The organism is Sphingomonas sp. NFR15 (assembly GCF_900103265.1).
Taxonomy (GTDB): Bacteria; Pseudomonadota; Alphaproteobacteria; order Sphingomonadales; family Sphingomonadaceae; genus Sphingomonas; species Sphingomonas pollutisoli.
In genome coordinates this window covers 21,415-40,494 of sequence record NZ_FMWX01000011.1, presented here as the reverse complement: position 1 = coordinate 40,494, position 19,080 = coordinate 21,415, and the positions used below count along the sequence as shown (strand labels likewise).

At 64.4% G+C, this 19,080-nt stretch carries 14 protein-coding genes and 1 pseudogene; 11 read left to right on the top strand and 4 right to left on the bottom strand.

Annotation, left to right across the window (positions count from 1 at the left end):
* The first annotated feature begins 67 nt into the window (after nucleotides 1-67).
* The 9 genes and pseudogenes from BLS81_RS18935 (at nucleotide 68) to BLS81_RS18900 (ending at nucleotide 10,705) form a co-directional block, all read left to right on the top strand.
* Nucleotides 68-742 carry a response regulator transcription factor gene (locus BLS81_RS18935; RefSeq protein ID WP_093226246.1) on the top strand — a complete coding sequence of 225 codons (675 nt, stop codon included), beginning with the start codon at nucleotides 68-70 and terminating at the stop codon, nucleotides 740-742.
* The gene (locus BLS81_RS18930; protein ID WP_093226244.1) at nucleotides 732-2,099 is read left to right on the top strand and encodes a sensor histidine kinase; all 1,368 of its coding nucleotides are present in this window, start codon (nucleotides 732-734) and stop codon (nucleotides 2,097-2,099) included. Before BLS81_RS18935 ends, BLS81_RS18930 begins: the two co-directional genes overlap by 11 nt.
* A gap of 108 nt (nucleotides 2,100-2,207) precedes the next feature.
* Nucleotides 2,208-5,426 carry an efflux RND transporter permease subunit gene (locus BLS81_RS18925; protein WP_176787260.1) on the top strand — a complete coding sequence of 1,073 codons (3,219 nt, stop codon included), beginning with the start codon at nucleotides 2,208-2,210 and terminating at the stop codon, nucleotides 5,424-5,426.
* Entirely contained in the window at nucleotides 5,416-6,573 is a 1,158-nt protein-coding gene (locus BLS81_RS18920; protein ID WP_093226240.1) for an efflux RND transporter periplasmic adaptor subunit, read from the top strand. The genes BLS81_RS18925 and BLS81_RS18920 overlap by 11 nt, the downstream gene beginning before the upstream one ends.
* Complete coding sequence (locus BLS81_RS18915; protein WP_093226238.1) at nucleotides 6,566-7,999, top strand: efflux transporter outer membrane subunit; 1,434 nt, start codon at nucleotides 6,566-6,568, stop codon at nucleotides 7,997-7,999. The genes BLS81_RS18920 and BLS81_RS18915 overlap by 8 nt, the downstream gene beginning before the upstream one ends.
* Nucleotides 8,000-8,078: 79 nt before the next feature.
* A pseudogene (locus BLS81_RS21205) lies at nucleotides 8,079-8,220 on the top strand (integrase); the annotation flags it as partial.
* 76 nt (nucleotides 8,221-8,296) lie between these two features.
* Nucleotides 8,297-9,091, top strand: coding sequence for a prolipoprotein diacylglyceryl transferase family protein (locus tag BLS81_RS18910; RefSeq protein ID WP_256326341.1), 795 nt, complete (start codon nucleotides 8,297-8,299; stop codon nucleotides 9,089-9,091).
* Nucleotides 9,092-9,125: 34 nt separating this feature from the next.
* Complete coding sequence (locus BLS81_RS18905; RefSeq protein ID WP_256326340.1) at nucleotides 9,126-10,478, top strand: radical SAM protein; 1,353 nt, start codon at nucleotides 9,126-9,128, stop codon at nucleotides 10,476-10,478.
* Nucleotides 10,475-10,705 (top strand): hypothetical protein, encoded by a 231-nt coding sequence (locus BLS81_RS18900; RefSeq protein ID WP_093226234.1) that lies wholly within the window; start codon nucleotides 10,475-10,477, stop codon nucleotides 10,703-10,705. Before BLS81_RS18905 ends, BLS81_RS18900 begins: the two co-directional genes overlap by 4 nt.
* 314 nt (nucleotides 10,706-11,019) lie before the next feature.
* Here BLS81_RS18900 and BLS81_RS18895 read toward each other — a convergent pair whose 3' ends face one another.
* Complete coding sequence (locus tag BLS81_RS18895; RefSeq protein ID WP_371128310.1) at nucleotides 11,020-12,525, bottom strand: carbohydrate porin; 1,506 nt, start codon at nucleotides 12,523-12,525, stop codon at nucleotides 11,020-11,022.
* 182 nt (nucleotides 12,526-12,707) lie between these two features.
* On the opposite strand from BLS81_RS18895, the gene uvrA reads away from it, so the two are divergent.
* On the top strand, nucleotides 12,708-15,716 hold the full coding sequence (uvrA, locus tag BLS81_RS18890; RefSeq protein WP_093226231.1) for an excinuclease ABC subunit UvrA: 3,009 nt from the start codon (nucleotides 12,708-12,710) through the stop codon (nucleotides 15,714-15,716).
* Between the two features lie 54 nt (nucleotides 15,717-15,770).
* Here the strand turns inward: uvrA and BLS81_RS18885 are convergent, their stop codons facing one another.
* The 3 genes from BLS81_RS18885 to BLS81_RS18875 all read right to left on the bottom strand — a co-directional run bounded on the left by BLS81_RS18885 (nucleotide 15,771) and on the right by BLS81_RS18875 (nucleotide 18,202).
* The gene (locus BLS81_RS18885) at nucleotides 15,771-17,372 is read right to left on the bottom strand and encodes an ATP-dependent nuclease (protein WP_256326344.1); all 1,602 of its coding nucleotides are present in this window, start codon (nucleotides 17,370-17,372) and stop codon (nucleotides 15,771-15,773) included.
* Between the two features lie 302 nt (nucleotides 17,373-17,674).
* Nucleotides 17,675-17,830: a nucleotidyltransferase domain-containing protein gene (locus tag BLS81_RS18880; RefSeq protein WP_256326338.1), complete on the bottom strand. Its 156-nt coding sequence runs from the start codon at nucleotides 17,828-17,830 to the stop codon at nucleotides 17,675-17,677.
* 51 nt (nucleotides 17,831-17,881) lie between these two features.
* Complete coding sequence (locus BLS81_RS18875; RefSeq protein WP_143023410.1) at nucleotides 17,882-18,202, bottom strand: type II toxin-antitoxin system Phd/YefM family antitoxin; 321 nt, start codon at nucleotides 18,200-18,202, stop codon at nucleotides 17,882-17,884.
* 491 nt (nucleotides 18,203-18,693) lie between these two features.
* Here BLS81_RS18875 and BLS81_RS18870 point away from each other — a divergent pair, with 491 nt between their 5' ends.
* Nucleotides 18,694-19,077 carry a hypothetical protein gene (locus BLS81_RS18870; protein WP_143023409.1) on the top strand — a complete coding sequence of 128 codons (384 nt, stop codon included), beginning with the start codon at nucleotides 18,694-18,696 and terminating at the stop codon, nucleotides 19,075-19,077.
* Nucleotides 19,078-19,080 lie beyond the last annotated feature (3 nt).

Genomic DNA, 19,080 nt, shown 5'->3' with positions numbered 1-19,080 from the left:
CGATGTGATTTGTTGCGCGTCGAGGACGGCCGCGCGGCCTGGCCCACGTGGACGCGGAGAAGAGTTCATGGCGCGTATTCTCGTCATCGAGGACGATCCCGATACCGCGGGGCATATCACCGCGACGCTTCACGCGCACGGACACGATACCATCCGGGTTGCGGACGGCCGACGCGCGCTTGAAAAGCTGCTGTGCGAGCCCTTCGATCTGGTTACGCTCGACCGCATGTTGCCCGGGCTCGACGGTCTTGCCTTGGTCGCATCGCTGCGCGAGCGCAGGGTGATGATCCCGGTGTTGATGATCAGCGCGCTAAGCGATGTCGATGAGCGGATCGCGGGGCTGCGTGCGGGCGGGGACGATTATCTGGTCAAGCCGTTCGTGCCCGACGAAATGGCGATGCGGGTCGAAGTTCTGCTCCGCCGACGGCAGGGCGCGGCAGACACGGTGTTGCAATCGGGGGGCGTCGCGCTCGATCTCGTCCGTCGCGAGGTGACGGTGGACGGCGCGCCGGTGCGGTTGCTCCACATGGAATTCCGCTTGCTCGAGCTGTTCCTGCGCCACCCGGGCGACACACTGAGCCGCCGCATCATCTTCGAGCAGGTGTGGGGTTACCATTTCGATCCCGGCCCCAATCTCATCAACGTCCACATCGCGCGGCTCCGCAAGAAGCTGGACCGGCCGGAGCGCCCGTCGGTAATCACCACGATCAAAGGCGAAGGCTATCGGTTCGATGCCGCTTGAACGCTTGCGTCTAAGCGAAATCCGCAAGACCAGCACGTTCCGGCTGACCGCCTTGCTCGGCCTGGTGTTCGCGCTCGGCTTGGTCGTCCTGCTCGGCCTGATCTACGGCCTGTCCGCACACGAGCTCACCGCGCGGAGCGACCGCATCCTCCGCCTGGAAGCGGATCGCCTCAAGGAGGTGTCGGCGGAGGCGCTGCCCGATCGCATCAACGCCGAGATCCGCCACAACGCCAGCGGCTTGACCCTGTTCGGCTTGCAGTCCCACGCTGGCGAGCATGTCGCCGGCAACTTGCGCGTTTCGCTCGACTTGCCGTTCAACAGCCCGGTCAACATCAGCGAGAAGCCGGGCGCGCACGGCCCGCTGCGCGTACTGGCGATCCGCGCGACGACGGGCGAGACCATCCTGATCGGCCGCGACATCGCGCCGATCGTCGATCTGCGCCACCGCATGCTCGTCATGCTGATCGTCAGCGGCGCGGCGATGACGCTGCTGGTGCTCGGCACGGGCTTTCTGCTGAGCCTGGCGCCGCTTCGCCGGGTCCGCGATCTGCAAGCGGCCAGCCGCGAGATAGCAGCGGGTCGCTTGGACCGGCGCATGCCGATCAGCAAGCGCGGGGACGAGCTCGATCTGTTCGCCGGGACGGTCAACGCGATGATCGAGGAGGTCGAACGCGTGGTCGCACAGGTGAAGGGCGTCACCGATGCCATCGCGCACGATCTGCGCACGCCGCTGACGCACGTGCGCGGGCACTTGCAACATGCGATCGTGCTTGCGGACGCCGACCTGCGGCTGGTGGAGCTTGCCCAGGCGGCAACGGCCGACCTAGATCTGGTGCTGGAGCGATTCGCGGCGTTGCTGCGCATCTCCGAGCTTGAAGCGAGGGGACGCCATGCCGGTTTCGCCACAGTCTCGGTCGCGTCGATGCTCGCGGCAGCCTATGACTTGTACGAGCCGCTCGCCGAGGATGTCGGCGTGCGGCTGCATCACGTCGCAACACAGGACGCGACGATCACCTGCGATCCCAAACTGCTGTTCGAAGCGATCAGCAATCTGCTCGACAATGCCATCAAGTTTACCGGCGCGGGCGGCGAGGTCTGGCTCTCCAGCGAGATGACAGGCCAAGCCCTTGCCATCGCGGTGCGCGATAACGGTCCGGGGCTGGCAGCGGACGAGCGCCAGGCGGCGCTGCGCCGCTTCTACCGGGGCACCGATGCCGCCGGCATTCCCGGTACCGGGCTTGGCCTCAGCGTGGTCGCGGCGATCGCCCATCTGCACGGCTTCGACCTTGAACTCGGCGATGCACGGCCGGGCCTCATCGTGCGGATTCGTTGCCCGATCGCCGCGCCGGCGGACTGACCGGACGCAACCGCGTACGCCCGGCGAGGTGAAATTCATTTAAGATGCGCTGCAGCGCAGCGGCTTTAGATGGAGCGCCTCGTTTCCTGGAAAAGAGGCCGGCGCTCCGTGCTGCAACTCGTCAAGCTCGCGCTCAGCAAGCCCTACACGTTCGTCGTCCTCGCCATCCTGATCGTGCTGGGCGGCTCGATCGCGTGGGTGCGCACCCCGACCGATATCTTCCCCGACATCAAAATCCCGGTGATCGCGGTGGTATGGACCTATCGCGGCCTGCCGCCCGAGGACATGGCCGGTCGTGTCGTTTATTATTACGAGCGCCAGCTTTCGAGCACGGTCAACGACATCGACCATATCGAAAGCCAGTCACTGAACGGCGTCGGCATCGTGAAGATTTTCTTCCAACCCGGCGTCGATATCCGCACCGCCTCGGCGCAGGTGACCGCCGCCTCGCAGACCGTGCTCAAGCAGATGCCGCCGGGCATCACCCCGCCGCAGATCCTCAACTACAACGCCTCGACCGTGCCGATCCTCCAGCTCGCGCTGTCGGCGAAGGATCTGTCCGAACAGAAGATCTACGATCTCGGCCAGAACTTCATCCGCCCCGCGCTCGCCTCGGTGCAGGGTGCGGCGATCCCCTCGCCCTATGGCGGCAAGGAACGCCAGATACAGATCGATCTCGATCCCGATGCGCTTCAGGCGCGACACCTGTCGGCAAGCGACGTCGGCGCTGCGCTGGCGGCGCAGAACCAGATCGTGCCGGCGGGCACCACCAAGATCGGCCAGTACGAATATAACGTCCGCCTCAACAACTCGCCCGAGGTGGTCGCGCAGCTCAACGACCTGCCGATCAAGACCGTCGATGGCGCGACCGTGCTGATGCGCGACGTGGCCCACGTCCGCGACGGATCGCCGCCGCAGCGCAACGTGGTGCGCGTCGATGGCGGGCGCGCGGTGCTGATGACGGTCCTCAAGTCGGGCGCTGCCTCGACCATCGCGATCGTCGATCAGGCCAAGGCGCTGCTTCCGAAAATACGCGAGACGCTGCCGCCCTCGCTCAAGGTGCAGCCGCTGTCAGACCAGTCGCTGTTCGTGAAGGCGGCGGTGTCGGGGGTCATCAAGGAAGGGGTGATCGCCGCCGCGCTCACCTCGCTGATGATCCTGCTGTTCCTCGGTTCCTGGCGATCGACCGTCATCATCGCCGCGTCGATCCCGCTCGCGATCCTCGCGGCGGTGGCGGGGCTGGCGATGGCCGGGCAGACGCTCAACATCATGACATTGGGCGGGCTCGCGCTCGCGGTCGGCATCCTCGTCGATGATGCCACCGTTACGATCGAGAACATCAACTGGCATCTCGAACAGGGCAAGTCGGTGCGCGCCGCGATCCTCGACGGCGCCGAGCAGATCGTCGGCCCGGCGTTCGTGTCGCTGCTGTGCATCTGCATCGCCTTCCTGCCGATGTTCTTCCTGCCCGGCGTCGCCGGCTTCCTCTTCGCCCCGATGGCGATGGCGGTGGTGTTCGCGATGATCGCCTCGTTCGTGCTGTCGCGCACGCTCGTCCCGACGATGGGCAATTATCTGCTGCGCACGCACGCAACCGAGCACACCGCCGAGGTGATGGTCAGCCACGATGCCAAGGCCGGCCGCCCCGGCAGCCGCAACGTGTTCCGCCGCTTCCAGAGCGGGTTCGAGCATCGTTTCGAGAAGGTGCGCGGCTATTATGTCTCGCTGCTCGACTTCGCGCTCGCGCGGCGGCGCGTGTTCGTGCCCGTGTTCATGGCGGTCGTGCTGCTCTCGTTCGCGCTGGTGCCGATGCTGGGGCGCAACTTCTTCCCGACGATCGACGCGGGCCAGATCAACCTCCACGTCCGCGCGCCGATCGGCACGCGCATCGAGGAGACAGCGGCGCTGTTCGACCATGTCGAGGATCGTATTCGTTCGGTGATCCCGCCCGACGAGTTGGTGTCGATCGTCGACAACATCGGCATGCCGGTCTCGGGCATCAACCGCGCCTATTCGAACACCGGCGGGGTCGGTCCGCAGGACGGCGACATCCTCGTGACTTTGTCGGAAGGTCACAAACCGACCGCCGGCTATGTCCGCGCGCTTCGCAAGACGTTGCCCGATGCGTTCCCCGGCTCGGTCTTCTCGTTCCTGCCCGCAGATATCATCAGCCAGATCCTCAACTTCGGCGCCCCCGCCCCGATCGACGTGATGGTGACCGGGAGCGACATCAAAGGCGGCAAGGCCTATGCGCAGGCGCTCGCCGAGAAGATGCAGCACATCCCCGGCATCGCCGACGTGCGCGTCCAGCAGACCGAGGCCTATCCCGAACTCGGCTTCGATGTCGATCGCGCCCAGGCCAACCGGCTCGGCATCACCGAGAACGACGTGACGCGCAGCATGGCGGTCAATCTCGCCGGCAGCTTCCAGGTCGCGCCCGCCTTCTGGCTCAACCCGAAGAACGGCGTCTCCTATCCGATCGTGGTGCAGACGCCGCAATATCGTACCGATAGTCTGTCGGCGCTGCAGAACCTGCCGATCACCGGGTCGAGCGGCACCTATCAGTTGCTCGGCGCACTGGGCACGCTCCACCGCGAACCCTCGCCGGCGGTGGTGACGCATTACGCCGTCCAGCCCTCCTACGATGTCTATGCGACCACTCAGGGCCGCGATCTCGGCGCGGTGGCGGCGGACATCCGGGCGGTGCTCGATGGTGCGAAGGCCACGCTGCCCAAGGGATCGAGCGTGAAGCTGCGCGGCCAGGTCGAGACGATGAACACCGCCTTTTCAGGGCTCATCTTCGGCCTGATCGGCGCGATCGTGCTCATCTACCTGCTGATCGTCGTCAACTTCCAGAGCTGGGTCGATCCCACCGTCATCATCTCCGCTCTGCCCGCCGCGCTCGCCGGGATCGTGTGGATGCTGTTCGCGACGCACACGCCGCTATCGGTGCCGGCGCTCACCGGCGCGATCATGTGCATGGGCGTCGCCACCGCCAATTCGGTGCTGGTGGTCAGCTTCGCGCGCGAGCGGCTCGCCGCAACGGGAGATGCTTTGCGCGCCGCCGCCGAGGCGGGCGCGACCCGTTTCCGCCCCGTGCTGATGACCGCGCTCGCGATGATCATCGGCATGGCGCCGATGGCGCTCGGCTTGGGCGAAGGCGGCGAGCAGAACGCCCCGCTCGGGCGCGCCGTGATCGGCGGGCTGATCTGCGCGACGCTCGCCACGCTCGTCTTCGTCCCCGTCGTCTTCTCGATCGCGCACCGCAAGCACCGGCGCGCGGCTTCCGACCCTCTCGCAACCGGATCTCTCGCTCATGCAGGCTGAACCCGTTCAGGCACCCGCCCCCAAGGGCCTCAAGACCGCCGGCGTCGTCGCCGTCGTCGCCGCGATCGGCGTGGTCGCGGCGGGCGCGATGGTGCGCCGGGGCGACACGCAGACCGCGCAGGCCTGGTCGGACGCGCGCTCGGTGCCGACCGTCCATCTCGTCGCCGCCAAGGGCGCGTCGGCGAGCGACGCGCTGACGCTGCCCGGCACGATGCAGGCGTGGAACGCCGCCAAGCTCTACGCCCGCGTCGGCGGCTACGTCAGCGCGTGGTACAAGGACATCGGTGCGAGCGTCGGCGCGGGCACCCCGCTCGGCAGGATCGACACGCCCGAACTCGACCAGCAGATCGCCTCGGCGCGCGCCGCCTTGGTCAGCGCGCAGGCGCACGCCAGCCTCGCGCGCAGCACGGCGGCGCGCTGGAACGATCTGCTCACCGACAATTCGGTTTCGAAGCAGGAAGCCGACGAGAAGAACGGAGACCTCGCGGTGCGCACCGCGGCGGTGCAAGCGGCGCGCGCCGATCTCGGCCGGCTGCTCGCGCAGAAGGCGTTCTCGACCGTACGCGCGCCGTTCGCGGGCACCGTGACGTCGCGTAACGCCGATATCGGCGATCTCGTCGGCCCCGGCGCATCGGTGCAGCAGCCGATGTTCTCGGTCGCCGACACGCGCAAGATCCGCATCTACGTCAACGTGCCGCAAAATTATTCGGCGGGCATGACTCCGGGGCTGACCGCGACGCTCACCACCCCCGATTATCCGGCGCGCACCTTCAACGCGCATGTCATCGGCAATTCGGGCGCGATCAACCAGCAGACCGGCACTTTCCAGGTCCAGCTCATCGCCGACAATGCCGACGGCGCGCTCAAGCCCGGCGGCTATGCGCAGGTCAAATTCGACGTGCGCGGCCAGACCGGTACGGTCCAGATCCCGTCGAGCGCGCTGATCTTCCGCGCGCAGGGCACGCAGGTCGCGACGGTCGGCGCGGATCGCCACATCCATCTGCGCCCCGTCACGATCGGTCGTGATCTCGGGCCGAGCGTCGAGATCACCTCGGGCCTGTCGGCGGCGCAGAAGATCGTCGACAATCCCCCGGATTCGCTTGCCGACGGCGAGCTGGTGCGCGTCGAGGACAAGACGCATGGCTAAGCGCGCCTGGTCCGCGCTGGCGCTGCTGGTCACGACCGCCGGCTGCTCGTTCGCCCCGGCCTATCACCCGCCGGTCACGCCCACGGTCACGGCGTTCAAGGAAGCCGGGCCGTGGCAACCCGCCGCCCCCGCCGACACGGCGCCGCGCGGCGACTGGTGGGCGGTGTTCAGCGATCCGACGCTCGACGCGCTCGAGCGCAAGGTCGCCACCGACAACCCGACCTATGCCGGCGCGCTCGCCCGCTACGACGCGGCGCGCGGCTATCTCGGCCAGAGCCGGGCCGCGCTGCTGCCGCAATTGGGCGTGGATGCCGACATCACCCGCAACCGCCAGTCGGACAACCGCCCGCTGCGCGGCGCCAACCAGCCGGATATCTACAGCGCCGACACCGTCCAAGCGAGCTTCGGCTATGAACTCGATCTGTGGGGCCGGGTCCGCAACAGCGTCGCGGCGGGCAAGGCGGAGGTGCAGGCGTCCGGCGACGACCTCGCCGCGATCCGGCTGAGCCTGCAAGCCGAACTCGCCACCGACTTCATGGCGCTGCGCGGCTATGACCGGCAAGCGGTGCTGCTGACGCAGACCGTGGACGCCTTCGCCAAGGCCGATCACCTGATCGCGCGGCGGTTCCAGGCCGGCATCGTCAGCGGTATCGAGACGAGCCGCTCCGCCGCGCAACTCGCCGAGGCGCGCGCGCAGCTCGCCGAGGTCGCGGCGGCCCGCGCGCTCACCGAACATGCCATCGCGAGCCTGGTCGGCACCCCTGCCTCCGATTTCACCATCGCCCCGGTCGCGACCGACTTCGACGTGCCCGCCGTCCCGCTCGGGCTGCCCGCCACATTGATCGAGCGCCGGCCCGACATCGCCGCCGCCGAACGCCGCGTCGCCGCCGCCAATGCCGCGATCGGCGTGGCCAAGGCCGCCTTCTTCCCCGCGATCCGATTGGGCGCGAGCGGCGGCTTCCAGAACACCGGCCTGCCCGGCCTGTTCTCCGCGCCCAACCAAATCTGGTCGATCGGGCCGAGCGCGGTGCTCAACCTGTTCGATGGCGGTCGCCGTCGCGCCGAACTCGCCGTCGCGCGTGCGCGCTGGGCGAGTGCGAGCGCGGACTATCGCGCCACGGTGCTGACCGCGTTCCAGCAGGTCGAGGACAATCTCGCGCTGCTCCACCACCTCGGTGACGAAGCCGCCGCCGAGAACGAAGCGGTACGGCAGGCCGCCGCGACCGAGCGCCTGTCGCTCAACCGCTACAGCAAGGGTGCCGTGACCTATCTGGAGGTGTTCACCGCGCAGACCACAGCGCTGCGGGTGCGCCGCGCCGCGCTCGATCTCGACACCCGGCGCTTGCAGGCCAGCATCCGCCTGATCCGCGCGCTCGGCGGCGGATGGACGGAAGAAGAGGGTGCGGCGCAGGTAGATTCAAAATGATGCCTCGTCTGGCTGTGGCAAATAATCCGGAAAAACCCTGAGCATACGGCCGGGATCAGGGCCCGTTGCCCACGGGCGGCTCCGTCGCACCAAGGCATCGATCATCTACCAGGCGGCTGGCAGCCTCCGCGCCGTTCAGATCCTGCGCGATCATGCTGAAAATCGACAGCACACCGCGCTTTTTGGACGTTGACGGTGAGGACGCTCTCGACCCGGCTGAGCGTGGTCTGAGCCGACCCGCTATGCGACATTCCGCACCACGCTGGCGCCTGACCAAAACCGGCCCTTCAGTCATCAATGCTTGCAGGCAAGCCGGAAGCATCGGACGACCCATCCATGCTCGTGATCCCGACGGCGCCTTGGGCGCATACCCTGTTCGACGTCCTCGCATGGGCGGCATCGGCCGTGACGGGCACGATGCTGCATCGATGGCGGCTGCGTGATGCTACCGAGCGACTGGCCCAGACCACAGGCTCCGGCTATTTCGCCGCGCTCGCCATCGGCGCGCTGGCGGGCGCATGGGCATTGGGCTCCGCCAACACGCTTCGCATGGCGACTCCCATCCTGTCGCACAGCATCGCCGGCGCCCTTGCCGGGGCGATCATCGGCGTCGAGATCTACAAACGTGCGATCGGGCTGCGGGGATCGACGGGGACGCCGTTCGTCGGGCCGATCGCCGCGGGGATCGTTGTCGGGCGCTGGGGCTGCCTGTTCGCAGGACTTCCTGACGGAACCTACGGCATACCGACATCACTGCCTTGGGCGGTTGATTTGGGAGACGGCGTAGGACGCCAGCCGGTCGAGGTATACGAGTCGCTCGCGATGCTGATGTTCTTGATCGTCTACGGTGCCGCGCAACAGCGACAGCAGAGTTGGGCGTTGCGCCGCAGCTTCTACGTGCTCGCGGGCTGGTACGGGGCGCAGCGTTTCGTCTGGGAGTTCTTGAAGCCCTATCCAACGTTGATTGGACCGCTAAACATCTTCCATCTGCTATGCTTGGGGTTGGTTGCTTATGGATGCGCTTTCTACAGAGCCGACCTCTACCACGAGCGCGCCGCTGCGGGGAGCGGCCCCCTACCTCTTCTTCGGTGAGACGACGAGCCTGTGTGAAACGTGCCTGCTGCCCGTGCCGACCAAGATCATCGTCGAAGGTGATCTGGTCTTTTACCGCAAGCGCTGCCGCGTGCACGGCGTGACCAAGACCGTGATTTCCGACGACGTCGGATACTGGCGAGCCGCAAAGGACTGGCTGAAGCCCGGTGATCGCCCCCTCGCCATCCACTCTCGCACGGACCACGGTTGCCCATTCGACTGTGGTCTGTGCGCCGACCACGAGCAACATAGCTGCCTGGCGCTGATCGAGATCAACGAGGCCTGTAATTTGAGCTGCCCGGTGTGTTTTGCCGGCTCCTCGATCCATCACCTCGGCCACCGCCCGCTCGCCGAGGTGGAGGCGATGCTCGACGTGATCGTCGCTGCGGAGGGGGAGCCCGATCTCGTCCAGATTTCCGGCGGCGAGCCGACCATCCACCCACAGTTTTTCGAAATCCTCCAAGCCGCTCGAAGGCGGCCGATCCGTCACCTCATGGTCAACACCAATGGGCTGCGCATCGCCCGGGAGCCCGACTTCGTTGCCCGTCTCGCCGCGTTCCGGCCGCGCTTCGAGATCTACCTCCAGTTCGACGCGCTGGACGACGAGGCGTTGATGGTGCTCCGCGGTGCGCGTCTCAGTTCCATGCGCCGTCGCGCGCTGGAGGCGCTGGAGGCCGCCGGCATTTCGACCACGCTCGTGGTGACGGTGAAGAAAGGCGTGAACGACCAACAGATCCCCGACATCGTGCGCCACGCGCTGGAGTGGCGGTGCGTGCGGGGGGTCACCTTTCAACCGGTGCAGGATACCGGCCGCAACGATGGCTTCGATGCCAAGCAGCATCGCATCACACTTACCGAAATCCGTCGGCGCATCGCCGAGGCGGGTGTTTTTGCGCTTGGGGATCTGATCCCGCTGCCCTGCAATCCCGACCAGATCTGTATCGGCTATGGTCTGCGAAACGGACGCGATGTCGCACCCGTGACGGCAATGCTGCCGCGAGAGCTGTTCGTCGCGGCTGCTCCCAACACGGTGAGCTTCGAGGCCTATCCCGAACTCAAAGACCGCATCTTCCAGCTTCTCTCGCTCTCCACCGCGCAGGCGGATACTTCGGAAAAACTGGCAAGCCTGCTCTGCTGCCTGCCTGAAGCGGCCGTGCCCGAGGAAATCGGATATGCGCAGACCTTCCGTGTCGTCATCTCGCAATTCTTGGATCGCTTCAACTTCGACCTTGGAACGGTGAAACGGAGTTGCGTCCACTTCGTCCAACCCGATGGCGCGATCATCCCGTTCGACACCTTCAACCTGTTCTACCGTCCGGGCGCGGCCGGAGAGGCCGTGCTGGCCGACGCGAAGGTGAACCATCGCCGAGTCAGGAGCATCGCATGATCAAATTCCTGGGCGGCGTTCTCGTCGCGATGGGCATATTGCTGGCTGGTACGACGGGCCTTTGTACCGGCGCGGTGATACTGTTCTCGCTTCCGGGTATAATCGAGCAGCCCGGCCCCATGCTTTCTGCCTCCCCGGTGCTGCTCGTTGGCATCATCCCGTGTGTGCTCGGTGTTTTCATCGCACGAGCTGGCCTTCGCATGATGCGGTCTTCGGGCGAGGAGTGATGCGCGGTCAAATGGCGCCGCTTCTCCCGCTCACGATTGAAAGCGGAAGGCGTCTAGAAAATCAGGGCTACTCAAGTCGAAAACAGCATCGCGAAAGCTGCGGCGGCTCGCCGATTTCGGCCATTCCATTCATCGACATCGGCCCCGCCAGAGGCGAAGATCACGCACCTCCACTCCCCCCGTTCGCACTGAGCGCAGTCGAAGTGCGTGTCCCAGGGCGGTGTCGCCCGCGGCCCGTCCTTCGACTGCGCTCAGGACGAACGGCGGGCAGAGGCGCGCGGCACGCGCAGCAAAGCCCCCGCGCTTCCCAGCGCCTACAGCGTCAGCGCCGCCTTCAACCCGAGCACGCCGACATCGCTCAGCGTCTTCACGCCGCCGGGGTGGTGGATCACCTGCACGTTGGGCTGCAATTCCAGCCACGGCACCGGCGTGATGCTGTAATAGACTTCGGCTGCATATTCGGCGTCGCGCACCGGCGTGCCCGGCACCAGCAGGTCCGCCCGCGCCGCGCGCCCGTTGACGTTGGTGCGGCCCACCGCGACGCCCAGCACATCGCCGCCCACACCGGGCAGCAGCCCCTTATAGAATAGCCCAAGCGCGACCTGGTTGTCGGTCACGCTGGTCGCGCGATCGGCTTGCGTCACGTTGGCGAACACGCCGAGCCCGGTCAGCGCCTTGCCGTCCTTCGACGTGCCGCTGATCTGCTGCTGCACGCTCGCATAGACGCCGTAGCGCCCCGAATGTTTGAGCGGCGCCAGCCCGGTGATGACGCTCGGCTGATGATTCACGTCGAGCAACACGTCGTCGCCGGCGGTGGTCGAATACCAGCCGCCGATCTTGTACGATCCGACGTGCCCGCCCTCCAGCCCGCGCGTCCAGCCCGCCTCGAACGGGATCAGCACGCCGGTCGCGCCGCCGAAGCGCGCGACGAAGAAGTTGTTCTTCAGATCATTGGGGTTTTCGACATAGCCGCCGACCTGCAGATACACCCCCTTGGCGACATCGGCGTGGACGATGCCCGCCCATTCGGCGATCGGCCAGTTGTACCAATAATCGCCAACCAAATTGCCCGGCTGCGCGCCGCAGAAGCTGAGGTTCTCGAAATGGCAGGAGAACACCGCGAAGTCCGATCCCGGATTGGTCCGCCCGAGCTTCACCTCGATCCGGTCGCCGAGCTTCTGCTGATACCATAGCTCAGTGACGCGCACGGTCTGGCCGCGGCCATAGACTTCCTGCACCTGTTGCAGCGTGTTGAGCCCCGCGTCGTCCGAAAGGTTGCGCCCGCGCCGCCAGGTCAGCGTCGCCTGGAAGGTACCGCCGTCGATCCCGGCGAGTTTATCCAGATCGAACTTCGCGCCGAGATCGGCCTGCCCGGTCTCGGTGGCGAGCCGCTTCTTGCCGCCGGTGAAATTATAGCCGCTCTCCGAAACATAGCGTGCCGAAAGCTCGATGCCGCGCTTGCCGAACGCGGTGCGGGTGTCGCGCCAGTCGGCGAACAGGCCGGGCGGCGCCTGATAGCGCGTGTCGCCGATCCCGTTGCCCGGCGACATGTCGCGCGGGTGGAGCGCATGGGTGAAGCGCCGCCGCTGCGGCGGGGCCGCGTCGTTGGCGGGCTTCTGCGTGTTGGTCGCCGAACTGTCGGCCGCGGCGGCGGGGGCGGGCGCGCCGATATCGACCTGCGCGGGCGCGGGCGCGGCGGGCGCGGGCTTCGCCGGCGGAGCGGGGGCGTCGTCGCGCTGCTGCGCCGCCGCGCCGCCGGCGGTCAACAGGCAGGCGGCACCGAGCAGCGGCGCGAGCCGGCGGGTCGTCGTCACGATCATCATCCAACCAATTCTGTGAAAAGTGGGGGAAAGACCCCCTTAATGGGTGACGCCGCGGCTCGTTCCAACCCCGAAAGGATCGCGCCCGCGCGCTTTGTCGCCCCCGCCCCCTCGCACGCCCGCGATCGGCGCCCTATCTTGCGCACTGGAATCCCGTTCAGAACAAAGCTAGAACCACCGGCATGGCCCTTACCACCATTTCCGTGCGCGGCGCGCGTGAGCACAATCTCAAGAACGTCTCGGTCGATATCCCGCGCGATACGCTGACGGTCATCACCGGCCTCAGCGGCTCGGGCAAGTCGAGCCTCGCGTTCGACACGATCTATGCCGAGGGCCAGCGCCGCTACGTCGAATCCTTGAGCGCCTATGCGCGCCAATTCCTCGAGATGATGCAGAAGCCCGATGTCGATCATATCGAGGGCCTGTCACCCGCGATCAGCATCGAGCAGAAGACCACCAGCCGCAACCCGCGCTCGACCGTGGCGACCGTCACCGAGATCTACGATTACATGCGCCTGCTGTGGGCGCGCGTCGGCATCCCCTATTCCCCCGCCACCGGCCTGCCGATCGCCGCGCAGACCGTCAGCCAGATGGTCGACCGGGTGATGGCGCTGCCCGAGGGCACGCGGCTGTACCTGCTCGCGCCGGTCGTGCGCGGCCGCAAGGGCGAGTATAAGAAGGAGATGCTCGAGTGGCAGAAAGCGGGCTTCACCCGAGTCCGCATTGACGGCGAACTCGTCGAGATCGACGAGGCGCCCGCGCTCGACAAGAAGCTCAAGCATGACATCGAGGTGGTGGTCGATCGCCTGGTGGTGAACCCCGACAGCGCGACGCGCCTGGCCGACAGCTTCGAGACCGCGCTGAAGCTGGCCGAAGGGCTGGCCTATGTCGATCTGGTCGATGTGACCGTCGCGGACGTGGGGGGCACCCAACCTCCGTTCGTCCCGAGCGAAGTCGAGGGACAAGCCTCGGGCGCGGCGCAGGGTGTCTCGACTGCGCTCGACACGAACGGGACGGGAAAGCCCGCCTCTGCAAAGAAGATGAAAGGCACCGGCATCCCGGACAACCGCATCGTCTTCTCGGAAAAATTCGCCTGCCCGGTCTCCGGCTTCACCATCGCCGAGATCGAGCCGCGCCTGTTCTCGTTCAACGCCCCGCAAGGCGCCTGCCCGACCTGCGACGGGCTCGGCGAGAAGCTGCTGTTCGACGAAGACCTCGTCGTCCCCAACCACGCGCTCAGCATCAAGAAGGGCGCGGTCGTGCCCTGGGCCAAGTCCAACCCGCCGTCGCCCTATTATATGCAGGTGCTCGGCAGCCTCGCGCGTGAGTTCGGCTTCAGCCTCGATACGCCGTGGGAAGACCTGCCCGGCGAGGTGAAACTCATCATCCTCCACGGCACGGGCGGCAAGCCGGTCACGCTCACCTTCATCGACGGCAAGAAGTCGTACGACGTCAAGAAGCCGTTCGAGGGCGTGATCGGCAACCTCAACCGCCGCATGCTCTCCACCGAAAGCGCGTGGATGCGCGAGGAACTGAGCAAATACCAAAGCGCCGCCCCTTGCGAGGTCTGCCACGGCGCGCGGCTCAAGCCCGAGGCGCTCGCGGTCAAGATCGGCATGCGCGACATCTCGAGCGTAACCCGCCTGTCGGTGGTCGATGCGCTCGCCTGGTTCACCGCGATCCCGCAGGATCTCACCCCGCAGCAGAGCGCGATCGCCGAACGCATCCTCAAGGAAATCCTCGAACGCCTCGGCTTCCTCAACAACGTCGGGCTCGATTACCTCAACCTCGATCGCACCTCGGGCACGCTGTCGGGCGGCGAGAGCCAGCGCATCCGGCTCGCCTCGCAGATCGGCTCCGGCCTGTCGGGCGTGCTCTACGTGCTCGACGAACCTTCGATCGGGCTTCACCAGCGCGACAACGACATGCTGCTCGCCACGCTCAGGCGGCTGCGCGATCTCGGCAACACCGTGCTCGTCGTCGAGCATGACGAGGATGCGATCCGCACCGCCGATTATGTGATCGACATGGGGCCGGGCGCGGGCGTCCACGGCGGCACCGTGATCGCGCAGGGCACGTTCGAGGAGGTGCTCGCCACCGAAGGCAGCATCACCGCCGATTATCTCGCCGGGCGCCGCGTCGTGCCGGTGCCCGCCAAGCGCCGCAAGGGCAACGGCAAGAAGCTCACCGTCCACAACGCCACCGCCAACAATCTGCGCGGGGTGACCGCGAGCATCCCGCTCGGCACCTTCACCTGCATCACCGGCGTCTCCGGCTCGGGCAAGTCGAGCTTCACGATCGACACGCTCTACGCCGCCGCCGCGCGCGCGCTCAACGGCGCGCGCATCGTCCAGGGCAAGCACGACAAGATCACGGGCTTGCAATATCTCGACAAGGTGATCGACATCGATCAGTCGCCGATCGGCCGCACCCCGCGCTCGAACCCGGCGACCTATACCGGCGCCTTCACCCAGATCCGCGACTGGTTCGCCGGCCTGCCGGAGTCCCTCGCGCGCGGCTACAAGGCCGGCCGGTTCAGCTTCAACGTCAAGGGCGGGCGCTGCGAGGCGTGCCAGGGCGACGGGCTGCTCAAGATCGAGATGCACTTCCTCCCCGACGTCTATGTGACCTGCGACGTCTGTCACGGCGCGCGCTACAACCGCGAGACGCTGGAGGTGAAGTTCAAGGGGCTGAGCATCGCCGACGTGCTCGACATGACCGTCGAGGATGCGGTCGAATTCTTCAAGGCGGTGCCGCCGATCCGCGACAAGATGGCGATGTTGCAGGAAGTCGGGCTTGGCTACGTCAAGGTCGGCCAGCAGGCGACGACGCTGTCAGGCGGCGAGGCGCAGCGCGTCAAGCTGGCGAAGGAACTGTCACGCCGGGCGACCGGGCAGACTTTGTATATTCTCGATGAGCCGACGACCGGGCTGCACTTCGAGGACGTGCGCAAATTGCTCGAAGTGCTCCACGCGCTCGTCGAGCAGGGCAATACCGTGGTGGTGATCGAGCACAATCTCGACGTCATCAAGACGGCGGATTGGGTGATCGACCTTGGGCCTGAGGGCGGCGTCAAAGGTGGAGAGATCGTGGCCGAGGGCACGCCTGAGCAGGTGGTGAAGGTGCCGGCGAGCTTTACGGGGCGGTATTTGAAGCCGTTGTTGGATGGTCTTGGAACTAGTGGTGTGTGATAAAAGCGAGAAAATATCTGCTTGCGGGTTGTTATCATGGCAGAATTTACGGTGCTATTTTATAAAGGCCGCTGAAATTTGATCAAATAACTTTTTGAAATCTACCAAATCTCTAGTGGAAAGTGTCTGAGATTTAAAGACCTCAAGAAATTCCGCTTTAAGTCGATTCTTTGCTGATTTTCTAGCAGAGGTGTCCTGTGACGAGAGCGCCGTGACAAGATCGTATTTTTCAGAATACACCTTCTGCTTTATTTGTGTAGGAAGGAGTCCTTCGATACATTCTGAACCCGGAGCGTCTTTGCCGATTGCGCAAAAGTCAACGATTGGAAGAAGCCCTATTCTTTCCAGTGCCCTTTTCACTTCTGCTTCGGCATCTAAGTCAAACGTTATGTAAACGCGACCAAATTTATTTATCATGAACTGAAGAATTGAGGTGTTTTTTAAAGCGTCTTTACCGCCGTAAGGAACTATCTCAACATCTCCGGGGATGGAATATATAGATGAATAATTTCCCTTGATGTGATCAAAATATTCTTTGTCAATATCTCCTTCTACCAACACAACGCTTGACGTATGAGTTCCAAACAATTTCTTCCAGTTTGTAAATTCGTTTGGCACAATCCCAAGATTTTCAGCAAATGGCGCCATCCATTCATCGCCAGAAGTATCGCGAAGTACAGTATTTTTAGGTGAGCCTCTAACCGATTTTCGCTCTAGTAGAAAGTTAGCAGCCGGCTGACTCTGATTAAGCATATATGGGCTGTGTGTAGTCGCAACAATTTGAATTTTTAGTTCATCGGCGAGGGCGTTCAGTACCTGACCGAACTCAGCTTGGGCCGATGGATGCAAAAAACTTTCCGGTTCCTCGACAATAAATACCGGCGTAGTCCTATTTTCACTATTTGCTGAATCTCGCAGTCGAATAGTTTCGAGGACAGACATCAATATCCGTGTTCGATTTTGTGTTCCGGCTCCCCAATCTTTAAGTGAAATATCGACTCTTTTGTCGGTTAATTTGACTTCCAGTGGAAATTTTGCAGATCTAACACCCGATACGGAACTTAATTCGACTTGATATTTATCACTGAGTCGCCCTAAAAGCTTATCCAAATCTTCTTTGTGCTGCTTCGCTGCGCGCTTCACACTATTTTGAAGCCTTGTTTGCGCTTCAGAAATCTTCTTGCGATCGTCTGAGGAGAAATTTGTTTCCAAAACCTCGGTATATGATTCACCGACGAAAAATATGTTACGATTGTTTGCGGTAGAGTTATGTACAATCAGGTTCTGGGAAGATCGAAATTTTTTCAATACTTCGTTCGCAGCTTGATATTTTAATCTCTGTGAATTGACCTCGCACTCCAAATTAATCTCGCCGTCTAATTGATATTTATTGCGCATAACTACTCTGGCATGATCGCCATTTAGAGGCGAATCACTAAACCGCTCCAAGAAGAAAAACATTTCTGAGTCTTCAAGACGATCAATTGATATATCAATCTCTATAGTCATAATAGTATCGTCGGACCACTGCGTGTGATCTTTTGAAAATGAAATTGAAGAATTAAACGGACTATACCGAAATTCATCTTCGTCATTCAGAAAGAACTGTACTATGGAAACTACGACAGATTTACCCGCATTATTTCTTCCCGATATCGCGCAAATAATGTGGTTGAAATTCTATGTGAAAATCTTCGAGAGTACGAAAGCCTTTCGCGGATATCGCTCTAATCTTCACAGCTATACCAGTCTGATTGATGCAGTTAAAACGGAGTATTAATAAGTCGAAAGCGTTACGCAAGTGATTTAACTGGTTTGTATCGAGGACGAGACGCTTTCGCCCGTTTGGAGTGAAAGTCTGCCCTCCAGTGTCTTGGGTACATGCGCAGCAGCGCCTCTCGCTCAGTAGACGCGCACGCGGTCCCGATAGATTTCGGCCCGCATCCGCGCCGGCTCGACTACCATATAGACCTGCGCGCCGAGCATCCGCGATCCGTCCTCGGAAGCGCGGCAAAGCGGAACAGGTCAATCCCCGCCGCCGCGTCGAGCATCACCGCCAGATCGACATCCGACGAGTCCGAGGCCTCGCCGCGCGCGGTCGAGCCGAAGAGCAAGACATGCTGCAGACCCAAGGCGTTCAACCTTGCCTCGCTGAGCTTGACCGGCTAACGATCGTCTGCGGTTCGCCTGCGGTCTTTCGCGTCAGCCGACGCGGCGCGGTGATGGGCTAACAAGCCATTGAACCGCTCGGCCTTCTGGGGGATTTCGGCGTTGAGGATGGCGTCGAGCGTCTTGCCCTCCAAATCCCCGGTCCTGATCGCCTGCCGGTCGCGCCGCACCAGCCGCGCATAGTCCTTGAGCGAGAGCATCACGACGCGCATCGTCCCGTCGCGCGTGATCCCGACCGGACGCCGCATCGCCACGTCGATATAGGCATCCAAACGGGCTGCGACATCCTCAGCGGGGGCGGCGAGGGGGTCTGACATGGCGGACGGCTCCGGGCAGGTGGCATCGTCATGATACCGGCTTCGGCGCGGTCGATCGACTCAAACCGGCGGTTCCGGTGCGCGAACAGCGCGCCACGGGCAAAGCCCGTGTCGTCGGACGGCGCTGGCGCGCCGCCGGCCGGGCGCGGCTCCGGCTGCGCCGGGCGTGTGCTTGGCGCGCGCCAAGCGCTTGCGCGCCGCGCTGTCCTACACGCCCGCCTCCGGCTATCCTCGCACGGCATTTCCTCCAACCCGCGAAGGCCGCCTCATGCCATCGTCCCGCCACCCGCAGCCGGCCCCGCATCCCCGCGCGCGCCTGCGAATGCGCGCGAAACGATGCACCCGCCGCCACTTTCGCGATCTTCCCCGTACCGTGGCTCGGGTGGACGATGATCGCGATGTTTGCCGTCGCGGGCCGCGCGCGGCGGAGACGATTTGCGGAACACACCACGCCCCGGCCCGTTGATCTCGGCACACATAAGGAAACCCGCATGGCAACCCCTTCCGAGACTCGCGCCAAGCCCCGCAAGGCCGCCAAGCGCGGCGCCACCGCCCGCGCCAAGCCCGGCGCCAAGAACGGCACCCCAGGCCGCTCCACCGCGATCGGCGTCGTCGCCGGCCTTGGCGCGATCGCCGCCGGCGTCGCGGCGGCGCTGCGCTTCGGCCTGTTCGATCGCCTCCGCCCCGTCGGCACCGCCGAGCACGCCGCGCCCGATCTCGCCCCCGGGCGTCCGCATCCCGGCCCCGACGCGCGCGCGCCGGAAGCCTTCCGCCCGGATCCCACCGCGCCGGTCACCGCCGCCGAGCGCGACGCCTTCCGCCCCGCGCTGGTCCCGACCGGCTTCACCGAGGAGAAGCACGCCGAGGCGCTGTAATCC